General features: G+C 54.9%; 14 protein-coding genes. 8 read left to right on the plus strand and 6 right to left on the minus strand.

Annotated features, from left to right (window positions below; genetic code table 11):
* Window positions 1-63 precede the first annotated feature (63 nt).
* The gene (locus AC0JZ1_RS01245; protein ID WP_471880626.1) at window positions 64-315 is read left to right on the plus strand and encodes a PilZ domain-containing protein; all 252 of its coding nucleotides are present in this window, start codon (window positions 64-66) and stop codon (window positions 313-315) included.
* Here the strand turns inward: AC0JZ1_RS01245 and AC0JZ1_RS01250 are convergent.
* The 6 genes from AC0JZ1_RS01250 to ytfQ all read right to left on the minus strand — a co-directional run bounded on the left by AC0JZ1_RS01250 (window position 302) and on the right by ytfQ (window position 5,959).
* On the minus strand, window positions 302-436 hold the full coding sequence (locus AC0JZ1_RS01250) for a hypothetical protein (RefSeq protein WP_471880627.1): 135 nt from the start codon (window positions 434-436) through the stop codon (window positions 302-304). The genes AC0JZ1_RS01245 and AC0JZ1_RS01250 overlap by 14 nt on opposite strands.
* A 72-nt stretch (window positions 437-508) precedes the next feature.
* Entirely contained in the window at window positions 509-1,270 is a 762-nt protein-coding gene (locus AC0JZ1_RS01255; RefSeq protein WP_471880628.1) for a FadR/GntR family transcriptional regulator, read from the minus strand.
* Window positions 1,271-2,257, minus strand: coding sequence for a galactofuranose ABC transporter, permease protein YjfF (gene yjfF, locus AC0JZ1_RS01260; protein WP_471880629.1), 987 nt, complete (start codon window positions 2,255-2,257; stop codon window positions 1,271-1,273).
* The gene (locus AC0JZ1_RS01265; protein ID WP_471880630.1) at window positions 2,254-3,288 is read right to left on the minus strand and encodes an ABC transporter permease; all 1,035 of its coding nucleotides are present in this window, start codon (window positions 3,286-3,288) and stop codon (window positions 2,254-2,256) included. Before AC0JZ1_RS01265 ends, yjfF begins: the two co-directional genes overlap by 4 nt.
* On the minus strand, window positions 3,285-4,814 hold the full coding sequence (locus AC0JZ1_RS01270; RefSeq protein ID WP_471880631.1) for a sugar ABC transporter ATP-binding protein: 1,530 nt from the start codon (window positions 4,812-4,814) through the stop codon (window positions 3,285-3,287). Before AC0JZ1_RS01270 ends, AC0JZ1_RS01265 begins: the two co-directional genes overlap by 4 nt.
* Window positions 4,815-4,999: 185 nt before the next feature.
* Entirely contained in the window at window positions 5,000-5,959 is a 960-nt protein-coding gene (gene ytfQ / locus AC0JZ1_RS01275) for a galactofuranose ABC transporter, galactofuranose-binding protein YtfQ (RefSeq protein ID WP_471880632.1), read from the minus strand.
* Window positions 5,960-6,262: 303 nt separating this feature from the next.
* Here ytfQ and araD1 point away from each other — a divergent pair, with 303 nt between their 5' ends.
* The 7 genes from araD1 to AC0JZ1_RS01310 all read left to right on the plus strand — a co-directional run bounded on the left by araD1 (window position 6,263) and on the right by AC0JZ1_RS01310 (window position 16,131).
* Window positions 6,263-7,252 carry an AraD1 family protein gene (araD1, locus tag AC0JZ1_RS01280; RefSeq protein ID WP_471880633.1) on the plus strand — a complete coding sequence of 330 codons (990 nt, stop codon included), beginning with the start codon at window positions 6,263-6,265 and terminating at the stop codon, window positions 7,250-7,252.
* A 12-nt stretch (window positions 7,253-7,264) separates the two neighbouring features.
* A complete protein-coding gene (locus AC0JZ1_RS01285) occupies window positions 7,265-8,191 on the plus strand; it encodes a Gfo/Idh/MocA family protein (RefSeq protein ID WP_471880634.1) in 927 nt (308 codons plus the stop codon).
* A 40-nt stretch (window positions 8,192-8,231) separates the two neighbouring features.
* Window positions 8,232-10,052 (plus strand): IlvD/Edd family dehydratase, encoded by a 1,821-nt coding sequence (locus AC0JZ1_RS01290; protein WP_471880635.1) that lies wholly within the window; start codon window positions 8,232-8,234, stop codon window positions 10,050-10,052.
* 102 nt (window positions 10,053-10,154) lie between these two features.
* Window positions 10,155-11,210 carry a multiple monosaccharide ABC transporter substrate-binding protein gene (gene chvE / locus AC0JZ1_RS01295; protein WP_471880897.1) on the plus strand — a complete coding sequence of 352 codons (1,056 nt, stop codon included), beginning with the start codon at window positions 10,155-10,157 and terminating at the stop codon, window positions 11,208-11,210.
* A gap of 72 nt (window positions 11,211-11,282) precedes the next feature.
* Window positions 11,283-12,845: a multiple monosaccharide ABC transporter ATP-binding protein gene (gene mmsA / locus AC0JZ1_RS01300; RefSeq protein ID WP_471880636.1), complete on the plus strand. Its 1,563-nt coding sequence runs from the start codon at window positions 11,283-11,285 to the stop codon at window positions 12,843-12,845.
* Window positions 12,842-14,032 (plus strand): multiple monosaccharide ABC transporter permease, encoded by a 1,191-nt coding sequence (gene mmsB / locus AC0JZ1_RS01305; protein ID WP_471880637.1) that lies wholly within the window; start codon window positions 12,842-12,844, stop codon window positions 14,030-14,032. The genes mmsA and mmsB overlap by 4 nt, the downstream gene beginning before the upstream one ends.
* A 218-nt stretch (window positions 14,033-14,250) precedes the next feature.
* On the plus strand, window positions 14,251-16,131 hold the full coding sequence (locus tag AC0JZ1_RS01310; RefSeq protein WP_471880638.1) for a methyl-accepting chemotaxis protein: 1,881 nt from the start codon (window positions 14,251-14,253) through the stop codon (window positions 16,129-16,131).
* Window positions 16,132-16,245 lie beyond the last annotated feature (114 nt).

Genomic DNA, 16,245 nt, shown 5'->3' on the forward strand with positions numbered 1-16,245 from the left:
TAATTTGTTATTGCTTAACATCGCTTCGTTGAAGTCTGTCAACCGAACGTGAGGTAAATGCAGATGACAGAAGCAGCAAGTCCCGCACCCAGAAGACGTATGCTGAAGGGCGTGCAGCTGGTTTTCAACAATGGGTGCTGCGTGATGAGCGGTGTCCTCAAGGACATGTCCGATACAGGCGCCAGGGTGAGTGTCGAAAATTCAGTGTCTCTTCCGCAAAGCCTGGCATTGGTCTTCGACGACGGGTCCAAGCGAATGTGCGAAATCGCTCGGCGCGAATTACGGGAGATTGGTCTGCGCTTTACTGACGGCTAGTCTTGCCATCAGTTTGTTTTTCCGGAGCCGCTTTGCCGTCTTGGCGAGCAAGTTCGCGCTCAATGACGTCCCGATCTCCTTCCGCAGGCGCTTGTTCGGGCTTCTTAACGTTGTCTATCATGGCAATCTCCTCTGCTTGAAACCCGAACAGGTGCCTTTGGTATTGGTTCCCGTTTAATCAGCAGGCTGCTTATCAAATCGCGGGACGCGCCAACTGCTTTTCATTGGGTGCAAGGCATCGCGCAATGCGGGTTCGCCCGACATCGATGACATGGCGCATGGCGCTAACGGCCCTGTCGGGATCGCGCGAGGCAATGGCATGGACAATTTTAAGGTGGTTGTCGGCAACCTCGTCAATAGTGGAGGGAGAGGATGCAGGAGAAGAGAGCCGGAACGAGATGGCCAAGGCGGCTTCAATCAGAGCGCTGGCCGATCGCATGAATGGGTTGCCCGACATTCGCGCAATGGCGAGATGGAATTCCAAGTCTACTTTGGCAATTGTTTCGGGAGTGTGGGAAACGTCATCAAATTGTGCGGCGATGGCGTAAAGCGCTACGATGTCGTCACTTGTTGCGCGAAGGGCTGCTGCCGCCGCCGCTGCGGGCTCAAGGGCCAGACGCATCTCCGCAATATATTCAATAAAGGCAAGGTCTACACCTGCATCGCAACGCCATCCCAATACATCTGGGTCGAAGAAATTCCATCTATCACTGGGTAAGACGCGAGTTCCAACTTTCGCCTTCGGCTCAATCAAACGTTTGGCCGCCAGCGTCTTCATCGCCTCGCGCAGCACAGTGCGAGACACGTTGAAGCGTTGAGATAATTCAGCATCTCCCGGAAGGATCGATCCCTCTGGAAGCTTACCAGAAACGATTGCGCTACCGAGTTCGGTTACGACATGCGCGTGGCTGCTGCCGCGTTTCTTACCCGTTATCGTCGTTTCGAGAAGGCTCACTCAAATCCCCTTGGCTGCGCTCTTCATGGCGCGAGAACTGGAATACCAGATGATGCTGCGTTGCAGCGCAATAAATACAAAAAGCAGGATGCCAATAACGATTTTCGTCCACCAAGACGAGAGGGTGCCATCAAACACGATGTAGGTTTGTATCAGTCCTTGGATGAGGATGCCGACCAATGTTCCAGCAACGAGCCCGGAACCGCCTGTAAGAAGTGTTCCACCGATGACCACGGCAGCAATCGCATCCAATTCAACCCCCACAGTCGCCAGCGAATAGCCGGATGACGTGTAGAGTGTGTAAGCAATGCCAGCGAGCCCGGAAAGAAACCCGCTGAGCGCATAGATGCCGATCAATGTACGCCCGACCGGAACACCCATCAACTCAGCCGACTGTGGATTTCCCCCCAGTGCATAAACGTTAGCGCCAAACCGAGTGCGGCTGGCGATGAGGCTGCCCAGCGCAAAGATGATGAGCATCAGCATTGCCATGGCAGTTAAGCGACCGCCGCCCGGAAGACGTACGGAGAGGTTCTGAATTGCATCGATAAAGGGATGCGAAATGGGCACGGATTGGGTGGAGACCAGGTAGGCAGCACCGCGCGCAAGGAACATGCCGGCGAGCGTGACAACGAAGGGTGGGATGGACAGAAACCGGATCATCGCGCCCATGCCAGCGCCGAACGCGGTGGACATGCAGAGTACCAGAATGAACGCGGTCATGGGATGGAGACCGAGGGAGCCTACGGTAACGGCAACGAAGACGCTCGTGAAGGCGATAACCGAACCGACGGAGAGATCTATGCCGCCGGAGAGGATGACGAATGTCATTCCCACCGCCGCAATGCCCAGGAAAGCATTGTCCGTCAGTAGGTTCGCGATGACGCGGGTCGAAAACATGCCCGGAAATTGCGAGACACAGACGGCATAAGCCAGAAGAAAGACCACCAGGGTTGCGTAAAAAGGCAGATTGCGGGAGTTGCTCACGAGGTGGTCTCCTTCGCATGCGACTGCACAGTGGAATTCTTGGCTTTCGGTGACTTCAGAAATGTCGTGAGAAGGCCAAGCGCAGGCGATTGCAATGTCAGTACGATGATGATGATGACAGCTTTGATGATCAGGTTAAATTCAGGCGGAAAGCCTGAAACCAGAATGCCGGTATTGATCGACTGAATGATCAAGGCCCCGATGAGAGAGGCAACGAGAGAGAAGCGCCCGCCGTTCAACGAGGTTCCACCGACGACCACAGCCAGAATGGCGTCCAGTTCCAGCCATAGACCAGCATTATTCGCGTCAGCACCGCGAATATCGGCAGTGACAATCAATCCTGCGACGGCTGCCGTGACGCCAGATACCGCGTAGACAAAGAAAAGAAGCGCTCTTGCCTGAATGCCAGCCAGCATGGCGGCGCGACGGTTGATGCCAATTGCTTCGATGAGGTATCCAAGCGCCGTTTTTCGCACCAGAAGGCCAACCAGAATTCCGGCCAGTAACCAAAGAATGACAGGCACGGGGACACCGGCAAATGATCCAGAGCCGAGAGTGGAAAAGCTGTCATTGTTGAAGGTGAGGATCACACCCTCGGTAATCAACTGCGCGATACCGCGCCCAGCAACCATCAGGATGAGAGTTGCGATAATGGGCTGAATATCAAGAAGAGCAACGAGAACCGCATTCCAGAGACCACAAGCAAGTCCGACGAGAAGGGCAACTGTGATGACCACGGTCAATGGGTAGCCGTCCGCGATCAGTGTGGCAGCGACTGCGCCGCAAATTGCGATGACGGCCCCGATGGAGAGATCTATGCCGCGCGTGGCAATAACCAGCGTCATGCCAATCGTGAGCAGCGCAACGGGTGCTGCACGTACCAGGATATCAATCAAACTGCCGTAGAGACGACCGTTTTGAACTGTAATGGACAGGAAGCCGGGTGAGATCGCCGTGATCAAGCCCAGGATAACGGCGAGAGCCACCAGTTGCGGTGTGATGCGCCGGAAAAGCGCGAGCGCACTGCTCATTCTGCGGCCTCCATTTGCTGCGGCTTTGCAATGGCCTGCATGATATTGTCTGCGGTAATTTGCGACCCTGACAGTTCGGCTACGTGCTGGCGGTCCGCCAGAACGATGACCCGGTGCGCCACAGCCGTGAGTTCCTCAAGTTCGGAAGAAATGACCACGAGAGACATGCCTTGCTCGCAGAGCCTTTCGATCATTTTTAAGATCTCAGTGTGTGCACCGATATCGATGCCGCGTGTTGGCTCATCCAGTATGAGAAGCCGAGGTTCCGTTGCAAGCCAGCGGGCAAGAATAGCCTTCTGCTGATTGCCGCCGGACAGGAATTTGATTGGCCTGTGGGGATCGGGCGGCCGAATATCCAGTGAGCGGATATAGTCCTGGGCCAATTCGAGCTGTGCTTTATGGGAAATGGGCTTGGCCCAGCCCTGTCTACCCTGCAGAGCCAGAGCGATATTTTCAGCAATGGAGAAATCGCCGATAATGCCATCTGTCTTTCGTTCTTCCGGACAAAACCCGAAGCGTTGCGCTATCGCCGCTTTAGGGGATGTGAGAGAAACGGTTTGTCCGTCGACCAGCGCTTGTCCAGAATCCGGCTGATCGATGCCGAACAGCAGGAAGGCCGTTTCTGTGCGCCCTGATCCCAACAATCCAGCAATGCCGACCACTTCACCAGGACGGACTTTGAGGTCGAAAGGCGCAACGCTCCCCCGTTTTCCATAGCCCTCGAAACGGAAAGCCGCCGGTGCTGCGTCCTGTTCTTCCACTTGAACGGGAGCGGCCTCATGTGTGAGGAATTCGAATTCGCGCCCGAGCATCATGGAAATCAGTTCCAGGCGTGGAAGATCGCGAAGATTTCTCGTGCCGACTAGCTTTCCGTTGCGAAGGACCGTTGCACGGTCAGCTATTGCATAGACCTGGTTGAGAAAGTGCGTGATGATAACAATGCCAAGCCCTTCGCTGCGCAACTGGCGAAGCACGGTAAACAGCATCTCCACTTCCTGCGCATCAAGGCTGGCGGTCGGCTCATCCAAAACCAGAACTTTTCCTGAAAGATCGACAGCGCGTGCAATGGCGATGATCTGCTTCACTGCAACGGAATAGCTGGAAAGAAGTGCATCAACATCGATATTCAGGCCATAGCGAGCAAGCAACGCCCGCGACTGTTCGCGCATGGCGCGGCGATCCACCATGCCGAAGCGGCGAGGCTGCCTTCCAAGGAAGAGGTTTTCTGCAACAGACAGGTTCTCAAGGAGGTTCACCTCCTGATACACCGTACCGATGCCCAAGGACTGCGCATGCGCAACATCAACGGGCGAAATCTCATGGCCGTCGAGCCGAATGGTGCCCTGATCGCGCTTATAAACGCCGGTCAAAATTTTAATGAGAGTGGATTTACCTGCACCGTTTTCGCCAAGCAGCGCGTGCACTTCGCCCCGCAAAAGTGAAAAGTCGACATTATCGAGGGCGGTATTGCCAAGGAAGCTTTTGCCGATGGCCCGGGCTTCCAGGAGAGGTGTCTGATCGGACATGTGTTCGACCCATTCTATGAGCGCCATGGCGGATCGGCTATTAGGGGATGCCGGTCAGCTTCATGTTCGCTCCAGCCAGACTGGTAACGGAAAAGGCGCAGGTCAGCGCGCCTTCACCACACAGCAAAGGCGAATGCGGCAGTGGGAATATCGAATTCTCACCATCGCAAGCCGGGTGAACAATCTTAGTAGCCGAGGCCCTTCTTGGCTTCGTAGACCTTCATCGGGTCATCCTTGGCTGTATAGAGCTTGGATTCAGTCTGAATCCACTTTGGTGGCTCTTTCTTGTCCTTCAAATACGCCATCAGCGCATCGAATGCTGGACCCGCCATGTTTGGCGTCAGTTCCACGGTGGCATTGGCTTCGCCAGCAGCCATGGCCTTGAAGATATCTGGAACCGCGTCGATGGAAACGACCTTGATATCGGTGCCCGGCTTCAAGCCAGCTTCCTTAATAGCTTGGATCGCACCAACGGCCATGTCATCATTATGGGCATAGACTGCGCAAATGCCCTTGCCGCCACCTTCCGCCTTGATGAAGCTTTCCATGACTTCCTTACCCTTGGTACGGGTGAAGTCGCCGGTCTGCGAACGGACGATCTTGATGTTGTCGTGACCCTTGATGGCTTCTTCAAAGCCCTTCTTGCGGTTGATAGCAGGCGAAGAACCCGTTGTGCCCTGAAGCTCAACAACCTTGCAGTCCTTGCCTGCAACATCCTTGACCAAGTAATCGCCGGCAACCTTGCCTTCATGCACCGTGTCAGATGTTACGGCCGTTAGGTAAAGGTCTTTCGGAGCCTCAACTTCGCGGTCGAGAAGGATCACAGGAATTTTCTCTTCCTTGGCTTCCTTCAAAACAGCATCCCAACCAGTCGCCACGACTGGCGCAACGAAGATCGCATCGACCTTCTGCGCAATGAAGCCGCGAATCGCCTTGATCTGGTTTTCCTGCTTTTGCTGCGCGTCAGCGAACTTCAAGGTTACGCCGCGCTTTTCGGCTTCCTGCTTGGTAACCGTCGTTTCAGCAGCTCTCCACCCCGATTCCGAACCGATCTGCGAGAAGCCAACCGTCATGGCGTGCGCCGAAACGCTAGCTGCCAAAGAAATGGAAAATGCTGTCGCAATCGTTGCGAATGCCCGTTTCATCTTTATCCTCCCAGAGATGATCAGCAGTGAACGGCGAGAGAAAGATCATATAATAATACTTTTGAGAAGTGCTAATTTGTGAATCCCTCAAAAAAATAGTGTGACTCTGAACTTAAATCGATATAAATCCCTCACAACGCCTTAAAGACCTGTACTGGTATGGGCTCCATGCGGTGCCAGGGCCATAGGTGACGTGCTTGACAAGGGGTCTCTGCACCTAATAGTCATATTTTTGAAATCGCGCTTCGCGCAGGGAGGTGCCGCAGTTCGCTGTGGCTTCAAAAAGACGGACATCGGGTTAAAATGTTGAGACTTCTGCAGGTTCTGGTCGATGGGCAGCCGCGCGTGGTTGCTTGGGATGGTGAGGGTGACGCTCTCATCGTTGAGGGTGTGTCTTCTGTCTATGATCTGGCTTCGAAAGCCATTTCGGCAGGGCGTTCGTTTGCAGAGCAGATTGATGCGCAGCCGAAAGGTGCTGTGGTTGATCTGGAAAAGGCGCAGGCTGAAAAGCGTTTGCTCATTCCCGTCGCGCATCCCGATCCTGCCCATTTCATCGTTGCCGGTACAGGCCTCACGCACCTCGGTTCTGCCGACGGTCGCGACAAGATGCACAAGGCTGCTCAATCCGATGAAAAGCCTACTGATTCCATGCGGATGTTCCTCATGGGTGTCGAAGGCGGAAAACCAAAAGCTGGCGAAACCGGTGTTCAGCCTGAATGGTTCTACAAGGGCGATGGCAGCCAGTTACGTGCCACGGGTGAAGAGCTTGTTTCCCCATCATTTGCGTTGGATGGTGGTGAAGAGCCGGAGCTTGCAGGTATCTACATGATTGGCCCGGACGGCACGCCCTTCCGCCTCGGCTTCTGTCTTGCCAACGAATTTTCGGATCACGTCACTGAAAAGGGCAACTATCTCTGGCTTGCGCATTCGAAGCTACGTCAGGCAGCGCTTGGAGCCGAGTTGCTGATTGGTGATCTGCCCGATCACGTTGAAGGCACGTCACGCGTTCGTCGCGGCGATCAGGTGATCTTTGAAAAGCCGTTCCTGTCCGGCGAAGCCAATATGTCGCACACGATTGCTAACCTGGAATATCATAACTTCAAGTATGATCTCTTCCGCCGCCCCGGCGATCTGCATGTGCACTTCTTCGGCACGGCAACCCTGTCTTTCTCCGAGGGTGTGAAGACTGAAGTGGGTGATGTGTTCGAAATCTCAGCAGCGCCGTTCAAGCTGACGCTTTCCAATCCTCTGGCTGCTGCGAAGGAAACGCCAGTTTCCATTCGCAAGCTTTGATTGGAGGTGAATATGCCATCCATTCGTCTTGCCATTGTTGGCCTGGGTAAGATTGCGCGAGACCAGCATCTGGGTGCTATCGAAGCGACTGAGGGAGTCGATCTCGTCGCTGTTGCCAGCCGCAATGCAGCTCTCGATGGCGTTGCCTGCTTTGCGGATATTGATGCGCTGCTCGCCGCCGACATTGAAATCGATGCCGTTTCGTTGTGCACGCCGCCGCAAGGCCGCTTTGAGCAGGCTCGGGCGGCTCTCCTGGCAGGCAAGCATGTCATGCTGGAAAAGCCTCCGGGTGCTACCATTGCGGAAGTGTTTGCTCTGGAAGCGCTCGCCCGCAAACAGGGCGTTTCCCTGTTTGCTACCTGGCATTCCCGCGAAGCAGCGGCCGTTGAACCGGCGCGTCGTCTTCTGGCTGAGCGCAAGGTTCGTTCAGTAGAAGTCGAGTGGAAAGAAGATGTTCGCCACTGGCATCCCGGCCAGGCCTGGATATGGGAGCCGGGTGGTCTTGGTGTTTTCGATCCCGGCATCAATGCGCTGTCCATCGTGACGCGGATCATGCCGGAAAGCTTCCGTCTCGTTTCTTCCGAATTGTCCTTCCCGGCCAATCGGGCTGCACCAATCGCTGCGGACCTCGACTTTGAAAGCGAGAGCGGCATCAAGGTAACAGCGGCGTTCGACTGGCGTCAGACTGGGCCGCAGACCTGGGATATTCGTGTTGAAACGGAAGAAGGTTCTGTTGTCCTGACCCATGGCGGCAGCCGCCTGATTGTCAACGGCGAGGCACAGATCGTCGAAGAAGATCGCGAATACCGCAATCTCTATGGTCGCTTTGTCGAGTTGGTCACGGCTGGCCGCTCGGATACGGATTTTTCACCGCTGGTGCATGTTGCAGATGCATTTATGTTGGGCCGACGAAATATCGTTGAGTCCTTCGAAGACTGATCGCGCTAGCTGAACCCAATTCCTGCTTGAGAAGACAATCATGAGCAACTCAGACAATCTTCCTTCCACAACCGGCCCGAATGGCAAGCTGCGTTCGAGAGCCTGGTTCGATAATCCTGCCAATGCGGACATGACTGCGCTTTATCTTGAGCGCTACATGAACTTTGGCCTGAGCCAGGCTGAACTTCAGTCCGACCGCCCGATCATCGGTATCGCACAAACTGGCTCTGACCTTTCGCCGTGCAACCGCCATCATCTGGAACTGGCCAATCGTCTTCGTGAAGGTATCCGTGAGGCAGGCGGTATTGCGATTGAGTTCCCGGTTCACCCGATCCAGGAAACCGGCAAGCGCCCGACGGCTGGTCTGGACCGCAACCTCGCCTATCTCGGTCTCGTTGAAGTTCTCTATGGTTACCCGCTCGATGGTGTGGTTCTCACCATCGGTTGCGATAAGACGACGCCTGCCTGTCTCATGGGAGCCGCTACAGTCAACATTCCGTCCATCGCCTTCTCCGTTGGCCCCATGCTGAACGGCTGGTTCCGTGGCGAACGCACAGGATCCGGCACGATTGTCTGGAAAGCGCGTGAACTTCTCGCAAAGGGCGAGATCGATTACGCTGGCTTCGTCAAGCTCGTTGCATCGTCCGCTCCATCCACCGGCTATTGCAATACGATGGGTACGGCCACCACGATGAACTCGCTGGCTGAAGCTCTCGGGATGCAGTTGCCAGGATCTGCCGCTATTCCAGCGCCTTACCGCGACCGACAGGAAATGGCTTATCTCACGGGCCTTCGCATCGTTGAGATGGTAAAGGAAGACCTGAAGCCTTCCGACATCATGACCAAGGAAGCCTTCATCAACGCGATCCGCGTCAATTCCGCGATCGGTGGTTCCACCAATGCACCGATCCACCTGAACGGTCTGGCTCGTCACCTGGGCATTGAACTGACCGTTGATGACTGGCAGACCTATGGCGAGGAGGTACCACTTCTCGTCAACCTACAGCCTGCTGGCGAATATCTCGGCGAAGACTATTATCACGCCGGTGGCGTTCCGGCTGTCGTCAACCAGCTGATGCAGCAGGGCCTCATTAACGAGAATGCGCTCACCGTCAATGGAAAGACCATTGGTGAAAACTGCCGTGGGGCCGTGATCGAAGACGATAAGGTTATCCGTCCATTCGATCAGCCTTTGAAGGAGCGTGCAGGCTTCCGCGTTCTGCGTGGCAACCTCTTCTCGTCTGCGATCATGAAGACGAGCGTCATTTCGCCGGAATTCCGCAATCGTTATCTTTCGAACCCCAATGATCCCGATGCCTTCGAAGGCCGTGCGGTCGTTTTCGACGGTCCGGAAGATTACCACCACCGTATCGATGACCCGGCACTGGGCATTGATGCCAATACGGTTCTCTTCATGCGTGGTGCAGGCCCCATCGGCTATCCCGGTGCGGCAGAAGTCGTGAATATGCGCGCCCCCAGCTATTTGCTGAAGGAAGGCGTTACATCCCTGCCGTGCATTGGCGATGGCCGTCAGTCCGGAACCTCCGGTAGCCCATCCATTCTTAACGCCTCGCCCGAAGCGGCAGCGGGCGGTGGTCTGGCTCTGCTGAAGACGGGTGACCGCGTTCGCATCGATGTGGGTCGTGGCAAGGCTGACATTCTTATTTCCGACGAGGAACTCGCGGAACGCCGTCGCGAATTTGAAGCGAACGGTGGTTACAAGTATCCGAAGCACCAGACGCCGTGGCAGGAAATCCAGCGCGGCATCGTGGGGCAGATGGAGACCGGGGCCGTTTTGGAACCGGCTGTGAAATATCAGCGCATTGCGCAAACGGAAGGTATTCCGCGCGACAATCACTGATAGAAAAGAACAGGCGATTCTTGCGGAGAGCAGGAATCGCTTGCGAACACTGGCGGGCTCGTTGGGGGCCTCGACCAAGGAGGAGAGCAAATAATGAATATGATGAAATACCTGACGACTGCTGCAATGTTTGCCGCCATGGCATTCGCAGCACCTGCTGGCGCTGCCGACAAGGGCCTGGTTGGCGTTGCAATGCCGACGAAGTCTTCGGCTCGCTGGATCGCTGACGGCGATAACATGGTCAAGGTTCTGAAAGAGCGCGGCTATGATGTCGACCTGCAGTACGCAGAAGACGACGTTCCGAACCAGCTCTCCCAGATCGAAAACATGATCACCAAGGGTGCCAAGGTTCTCGTTGTTGCTTCCATCGACGGCACAACGCTTTCCGACGTTCTGCAGCAGGCTGCTGACCAGAAGATCAAGGTTATCGCTTACGACCGCCTGATCCGCGACACGCCGAATGTGAGCTACTACGCGACCTTCGACAACTTCCAGGTTGGCGTGCTGCAGGCAACGACGCTCGTGAAGGCTCTGAAGGCTGACACTGAAAAGGGTCCGTTCTACATCGAACTCTTCGGTGGCTCGCCGGACGATAACAATGCGTTCTTCTTCTACAACGGCGCGATGAGCGTTCTGCAGCCGCTGATCGACAAGGGCGTTCTGAAGGTTGGTTCTGGCCAGGTTGGCATGGACAAGGTTTCCACACTGCGTTGGGACGGTGCAACCGCTCAGGCTCGTATGGATGCTATCCTGTCTGCATTCTATGCCGACAAGAAGCTGAACGCCGTTCTGTCTCCTTATGACGGCATCTCCATCGGCATCATTTCCTCGCTCAAGGGCGTAGGTTACGGTTCTGGCGACATGCCTATGCCGTTCGTATCCGGTCAGGATGCTGAAGTTCCGTCCGTCAAGTCGATTATCGCTGGCGAACAGTACTCCACAATCTTCAAGGACACGCGCGAACTGGCGAAGGTTACCGTGGACATGGTTGATGCCGCGATGAACGGCAAGGAACCAACTGTCAACGACACCAAGACCTACGACAACGGCAAGAAAGTCGTTCCTTCCTACCTGCTGAAGCCAGTAGCAGTCGACAAGTCCAACTGGAAAGAAATCCTGGTTGGCAGCGGCTACTACAAGGAAGACCAGCTGAAGTAATTCTATCATCACAGTGCGGCGGCGCGTTTGTTCGCGTCGCCGCATTCTTTGTTTCCCATCGGAGATGATGGCATGCTCGCACCTGTCACTACGGCCGAGCGCCCACCGATCCTGGAAATGCGCGGCATCTCCAAATCGTTCGGCGTGGTCAAGGCCTTGACCGACGTCAGTTTCACCGTTCGCGAAGGAGAAATCCACGCGCTCGTCGGTGAGAATGGCGCTGGCAAGTCCACCCTTATGAAAGTTCTATCCGGCGTCTATCCGCATGGGTCCTATGAAGGCTCCATTCTGTTTGCGGGCGAGGAGCGGCAGTTCCGCAACATCAACGATTCCGAAGCACTCGGCATCATTATCATTCACCAGGAATTGGCTCTCATTCCGCTGATGTCGATTGCCGAGAATATCTTTCTCGCCAAGGCTCCATCGCGTTTCGGCGTGATTGACCGTTCGGAGGTTCACGAGCGTACGAAGGCGCTGCTGGCCAAGGTTGGCCTGAGCGAGCAGCCGGATACTCTCATCACCAATCTCGGCGTCGGCAAGCAGCAGCTTGTGGAAATCGCCAAGGCGCTTTCTAAAGATGTGCGACTGCTGATCCTGGACGAACCAACTGCATCGCTCAACGAAAAAGACAGTGCCGCGCTTTTGGAGCTCCTGAAAGAGTTCCGTAATCAGGGCATCACCTCTATCCTGATCAGCCACAAGCTGAACGAGATTTCTGAGGTTGCCGATCAAATCACCGTTCTGCGCGATGGCCGCTCCGTTGGAACGATGGATTGTCATGCCGGTGAGATTTCGGAAGACGAGATCATCCGCCGCATGGTCGATCGCGATATGGAGAGCCGTTACCCCAAGCGCGAGCCCAAGATCGGCGAAGTCATCTTTGAGGTCGATAACTGGTCCGTCTACCATCCGCAGCATTCGCACCGTCAGGTGGTCAAGAATGTCAGCATGAAGGTGCGCGCTGGCGAAGTCGTAGGTATTTCCGGTCTCATGGGTGCTGGTCGTACTGAATTTGCCATGAGCATCTTCGGCCGCTCCTGGGGGCGCCATATCACAGGCTCTGTCCGTATGAAGGGACAGGAAGTCGATGTGTCGAACGTCAACAAGGCAATCGATGCTGGCCTGGCTTACGTCACGGAAGACCGGAAGCATCTCGGTCTGATCCTGGCGGAAGATATCCGCAAGAACATCTCACTTGCCAACCTCCAGGGTGTCTCAAACCGTGCTGTCATCGACGATATTTCCGAGATGAAGGTAGCGCAGGAGTTCCGTGCTCGGATGCGCATCCGCAGCCACAATGTCTATCAGGAAACTGGCAAGCTTTCCGGCGGGAACCAGCAGAAGGTGGTTCTCTCGAAGTGGCTTTTCACCGGCCCTGATCTGCTCATTCTCGACGAGCCGACACGCGGTATCGATGTCGGCGCAAAATACGAAATCTATTCCATTATCAACGAACTCGCGGATGCCGGAAAGGCAGTCGTGGTGATCTCCTCCGAAATGCCGGAGCTGATCGGGATCTGTGATCGTATCCTGGTCATGCATGAGGGTGAATTCGTCGGCGAAGTTGCCGGTGAAGGTGCCACGCAAGAGAACATCATGCGCGCCATTATGCGCCGCAAGGGGAGAGACGAATGACCACGAACGAAACCTCAGCGCCCGCGCGCCCCTCGGCGGCGGCCTTCCTGAAGGACAATCTGCGCGAATACGGGATGCTGCTATCGCTGCTCGTCATCGTGATCTTTTTCCAGGTTGCAACCGGCGGCATTCTGTTGAAGCCGCTGAACCTCACAAACATCATCATGCAGAACAGCTATATCGTCATCATGGCGCTGGGTATGCTGATGATCATCGTAACTGGGCATATCGACTTGTCCGTCGGCTCGGTGGCGGGCTTCATCGGCGCTGTCGCAGCCATGATGATGGTGCAGTACAATTTTGATTTTGTGACAGCCAGCATCATCTGCCTTGTCTTGGGCGGCGTCATTGGTGCGATCCAGGGCTATTTTGTCGCCTACTTCAAGATCCCGTCCTTCATCGTGACGCTTGCAGGTATGCTCGTGTTCCGCGGCTTCATGATTGCGGTTCTGAGCGGTCGCTCAATTGGTCCTTTCGATCCAACATTCCAGAAATTGTCTTCAGGCTTTATTCCTGAATTCATCACATCTGAAGGTGGCCTCTACATCACCTCGCTGATCCTGGGTGTAGCTCTTGCCCTTTTGCTTGTCTGGCAGAACTTCCGCAGCCGCGCACGTCATATCGCGCATGAGGTAGAGACGGAGCCCTTTGGCTTCTTCGTTGCCAAGAACATCCTGACCTTTGCGGCCATCGGCTACGTTGCCTATCTGATTGCTTCGCATCGCGGCATGCCGAATGTTCTTATTATCATGGCTATCCTTGTTGCGGCTTATGGTTTCTTCACCAATCGCACGATTATTGGACGCCAGATTTATGCCGTTGGCGGCAACGCTCGCGCTGCAGAGCTTTCCGGCATCAAGACTGTACGCCTGGTGTTCTGGACCTTCGTCAATATGGGTGTGTTGGCAGCTCTCGGCGGCCTTGTGGTCGCAGCGCGCCTGAACAGTGCTACACCAAAGGCTGGCGCAGGATTTGAGCTGGACGTCATCGCGGCCTGCTTCATTGGCGGTGCATCTGCTTATGGCGGCGTTGGAAAGGTAACCGGTGCAGTCATCGGTGCCTTCCTGATGGGGGTCATGAACAACGGTATGTCCATCCTCGGTATCGGTATTGACTATCAGCAGGTCATCAAGGGCTTGGTTCTACTCGGCGCTGTGTGTGTCGATGTTTATAATCAGCGCCGCTAATTGAGCTACACATTACGCATGACCGCAGTCTCCCTGGAGGCTGCGGTTTTTTATTGCGCTGGCAACCGAATTCTCGGTTGCGCGACCTAATCACACTTTGTGTTGGTTGTATTCGGAAATACGAACTTAGTTATCTTCAATGCACGTGCATGTTTTAAGCTTGTTCAATACTGAACGGTTAAAAAAATTATATCATTCTTAATAATGGCAAATGCTAAATGCGTACGAATGCAGGTTTCATACTTGCAGTTCTGCTATCGGAGCAAGCCGTGCCACGCCTCAACATAAACAACCTGATTCTATCATTTGCAGTTATTGTTACAATTGGCCTTATTCTCGGTATAGGATTGCAAACAGTCACCTTTGAAAAATTACGCGTGAAGGGCCCTGTTTACGATCAGATTGTCGACGGCAAGGATCTTGTTGCAGATATTCTTCCGCCGCCGTTGTTCATCGTAGAAGCCTATATGCTTGCCAATGAAGGTGCTATCGAGCCCTCTTTGATGTCCCCCAACATGACACGGATTGCAGAGCTTGCTGAGGCCTATCGCCAACGCCAAGAATTCTGGTCCAAAAAGGCTTTGCCGCCGGAAATCCGCAGCGGGCTTGATGATGTGCTCACAAAGGGCAACGCGTTCTGGCAAATCATGAATGGTGATTTTCGCCAGGCAGCTACCGAAGCAAAGCCGCAGGCGGTACAACAAACTCTCGCTAAACTTCGCGATGCGTTTAATGCTCATCGGGATGCTGTGATCGCTCTTGCAACGACCTCGGACAAGTGGCTGGCAGGCTCTGAGGCCACCGCTACCGAAACAGGACAGCAGCTGAAAACGCTGGCGCTTTCGGGCAGCGCACTTTCCGTCATCGTTTTTCTCGCGGGTCTCTGGTTGGTTCGCCGCCGCGCCATCACACCGCTTCTGGTACTGGCTGAAACTATGCGTCAGCTTTCGGGAGGCAAACTTTCGATCAAGGTGCCGTTCCTGGCACGCCAGGATGAGATTGGCACCATCGCTGCTTCCGTCGATGTTTTTAGAGCATCAGGCATTGAGCGCGAGCGTATGCAAGCTGAGATCGACACACGACGCCAGGAGAATGAGCTTGTTCTGGCGGAACAGGCAAGGTTGCAGGCGGAAGAGGCGGCACAGTTGAAGATCGTCACCGAGGCTTTGGAGACTGGTCTGAAGCGGCTCGCAGATTGCGATATAAATTTCGACATCGACACGCCGTTTGAACCAAGGTTCGAATCTCTCCGCAAAGACTTCAACCAAACCATCGCCACCTTCCGTGCGACCTTGCAGCAGGTTTTGTCGCGCACATCGCATTTGGAAGAGCGGGCATCCGCAATGCGGGAAGCTGCGGCGCAGCTTGCCCGGCGGACCGAACAGCAAGCAGCGGCAGTGGAGCAGACATCAGCCTCGTTGGAGCAGGTGACGGCCAATGTCCATTCGTCAGCCGAACGGGCTGAAGAGACTCGACTTCTTGTTCGCGAGGCCAAGGAATCGGCTAGCGCCTCCACCGCCATTGTACATGATGCCGTTGGTGCGATGAAGCGGATTGAGAGTGCCTCAGGACAAATTGGACAGATCATCGATTTGATTGATCAGATCGCGTTTCAAACCAACTTGCTGGCCCTGAACGCTGGCGTAGAAGCGGCGCGTGCTGGGGAAGCGGGTAAGGGATTTGCTGTCGTGGCACAGGAGGTACGGGATCTAGCGCAACGTTCTGCTGCCGCGGCACATGAGATTACCGCGCTTATCCGCAATTCTGCCTCTGAAGTTTCATCAGGCGTGGCGCTTGTGGGACAAGCGGGTTCAGCGCTAGGCCGTATCAACCACTTCGTTGCAGAGATCGATCTTAAAATGAATGCGATTACCAACGCATCCAAGGAGCAGTCTACCGGCTTGCGGGAGATCAGCTCCGCTGTCAGTTCGATTGATCAAATGACTCAGCAGAATGCGGTTATGGTGGAAGAAACATCCGCTGTTAGCGAGTCAGTGGCTGCTGATGCCTCCAACCTTGCTGTCCTGGTCGGGCGCTTCCAGATCGGACAGCATTCTGGCCATACGCTGCCGGTTTCTCAGTTTCGCCGGGCTAGTTGATAGAGCACGCAAACTCCATCAATATCCTCTCTATGAAGTCCGGTCCTGATGGGCCGGATTTTTTGATTCTCGGAAGGGCCGCCAAAGACATTGCTTTGGTTTTATTTCACGCCA

It is taken from the genome of Affinirhizobium capsici, from assembly GCF_977018625.1.

Bases quoted from the DNA above. Each gene is read 5' to 3' on its own strand.
- AC0JZ1_RS01245 (WP_471880626.1), top strand. From the start codon at position 64: ATGACAGAAGCAGCAAGTCCCGCACCCAGAAGACGTATGCTGAAGGGC.
- AC0JZ1_RS01250 (WP_471880627.1), bottom strand. From the start codon at position 436: ATGATAGACAACGTTAAGAAGCCCGAACAAGCGCCTGCGGAAGGAGAT.
- AC0JZ1_RS01265 (WP_471880630.1), bottom strand. From the start codon at position 3,288: ATGAGCAGTGCGCTCGCGCTTTTCCGGCGCATCACACCGCAACTGGTG.
- AC0JZ1_RS01270 (WP_471880631.1), bottom strand. From the start codon at position 4,814: ATGTCCGATCAGACACCTCTCCTGGAAGCCCGGGCCATCGGCAAAAGC.
- ytfQ (WP_471880632.1), bottom strand. From the start codon at position 5,959: ATGAAACGGGCATTCGCAACGATTGCGACAGCATTTTCCATTTCTTTG.
- araD1 (WP_471880633.1), top strand. From the start codon at position 6,263: ATGTTGAGACTTCTGCAGGTTCTGGTCGATGGGCAGCCGCGCGTGGTT.
- AC0JZ1_RS01285 (WP_471880634.1), top strand. From the start codon at position 7,265: ATGCCATCCATTCGTCTTGCCATTGTTGGCCTGGGTAAGATTGCGCGA.
- AC0JZ1_RS01290 (WP_471880635.1), top strand. From the start codon at position 8,232: ATGAGCAACTCAGACAATCTTCCTTCCACAACCGGCCCGAATGGCAAG.
- chvE (WP_471880897.1), top strand. From the start codon at position 10,155: ATGAAATACCTGACGACTGCTGCAATGTTTGCCGCCATGGCATTCGCA.
- mmsA (WP_471880636.1), top strand. From the start codon at position 11,283: ATGCTCGCACCTGTCACTACGGCCGAGCGCCCACCGATCCTGGAAATG.
- mmsB (WP_471880637.1), top strand. From the start codon at position 12,842: ATGACCACGAACGAAACCTCAGCGCCCGCGCGCCCCTCGGCGGCGGCC.
- AC0JZ1_RS01310 (WP_471880638.1), top strand. From the start codon at position 14,251: ATGCGTACGAATGCAGGTTTCATACTTGCAGTTCTGCTATCGGAGCAA.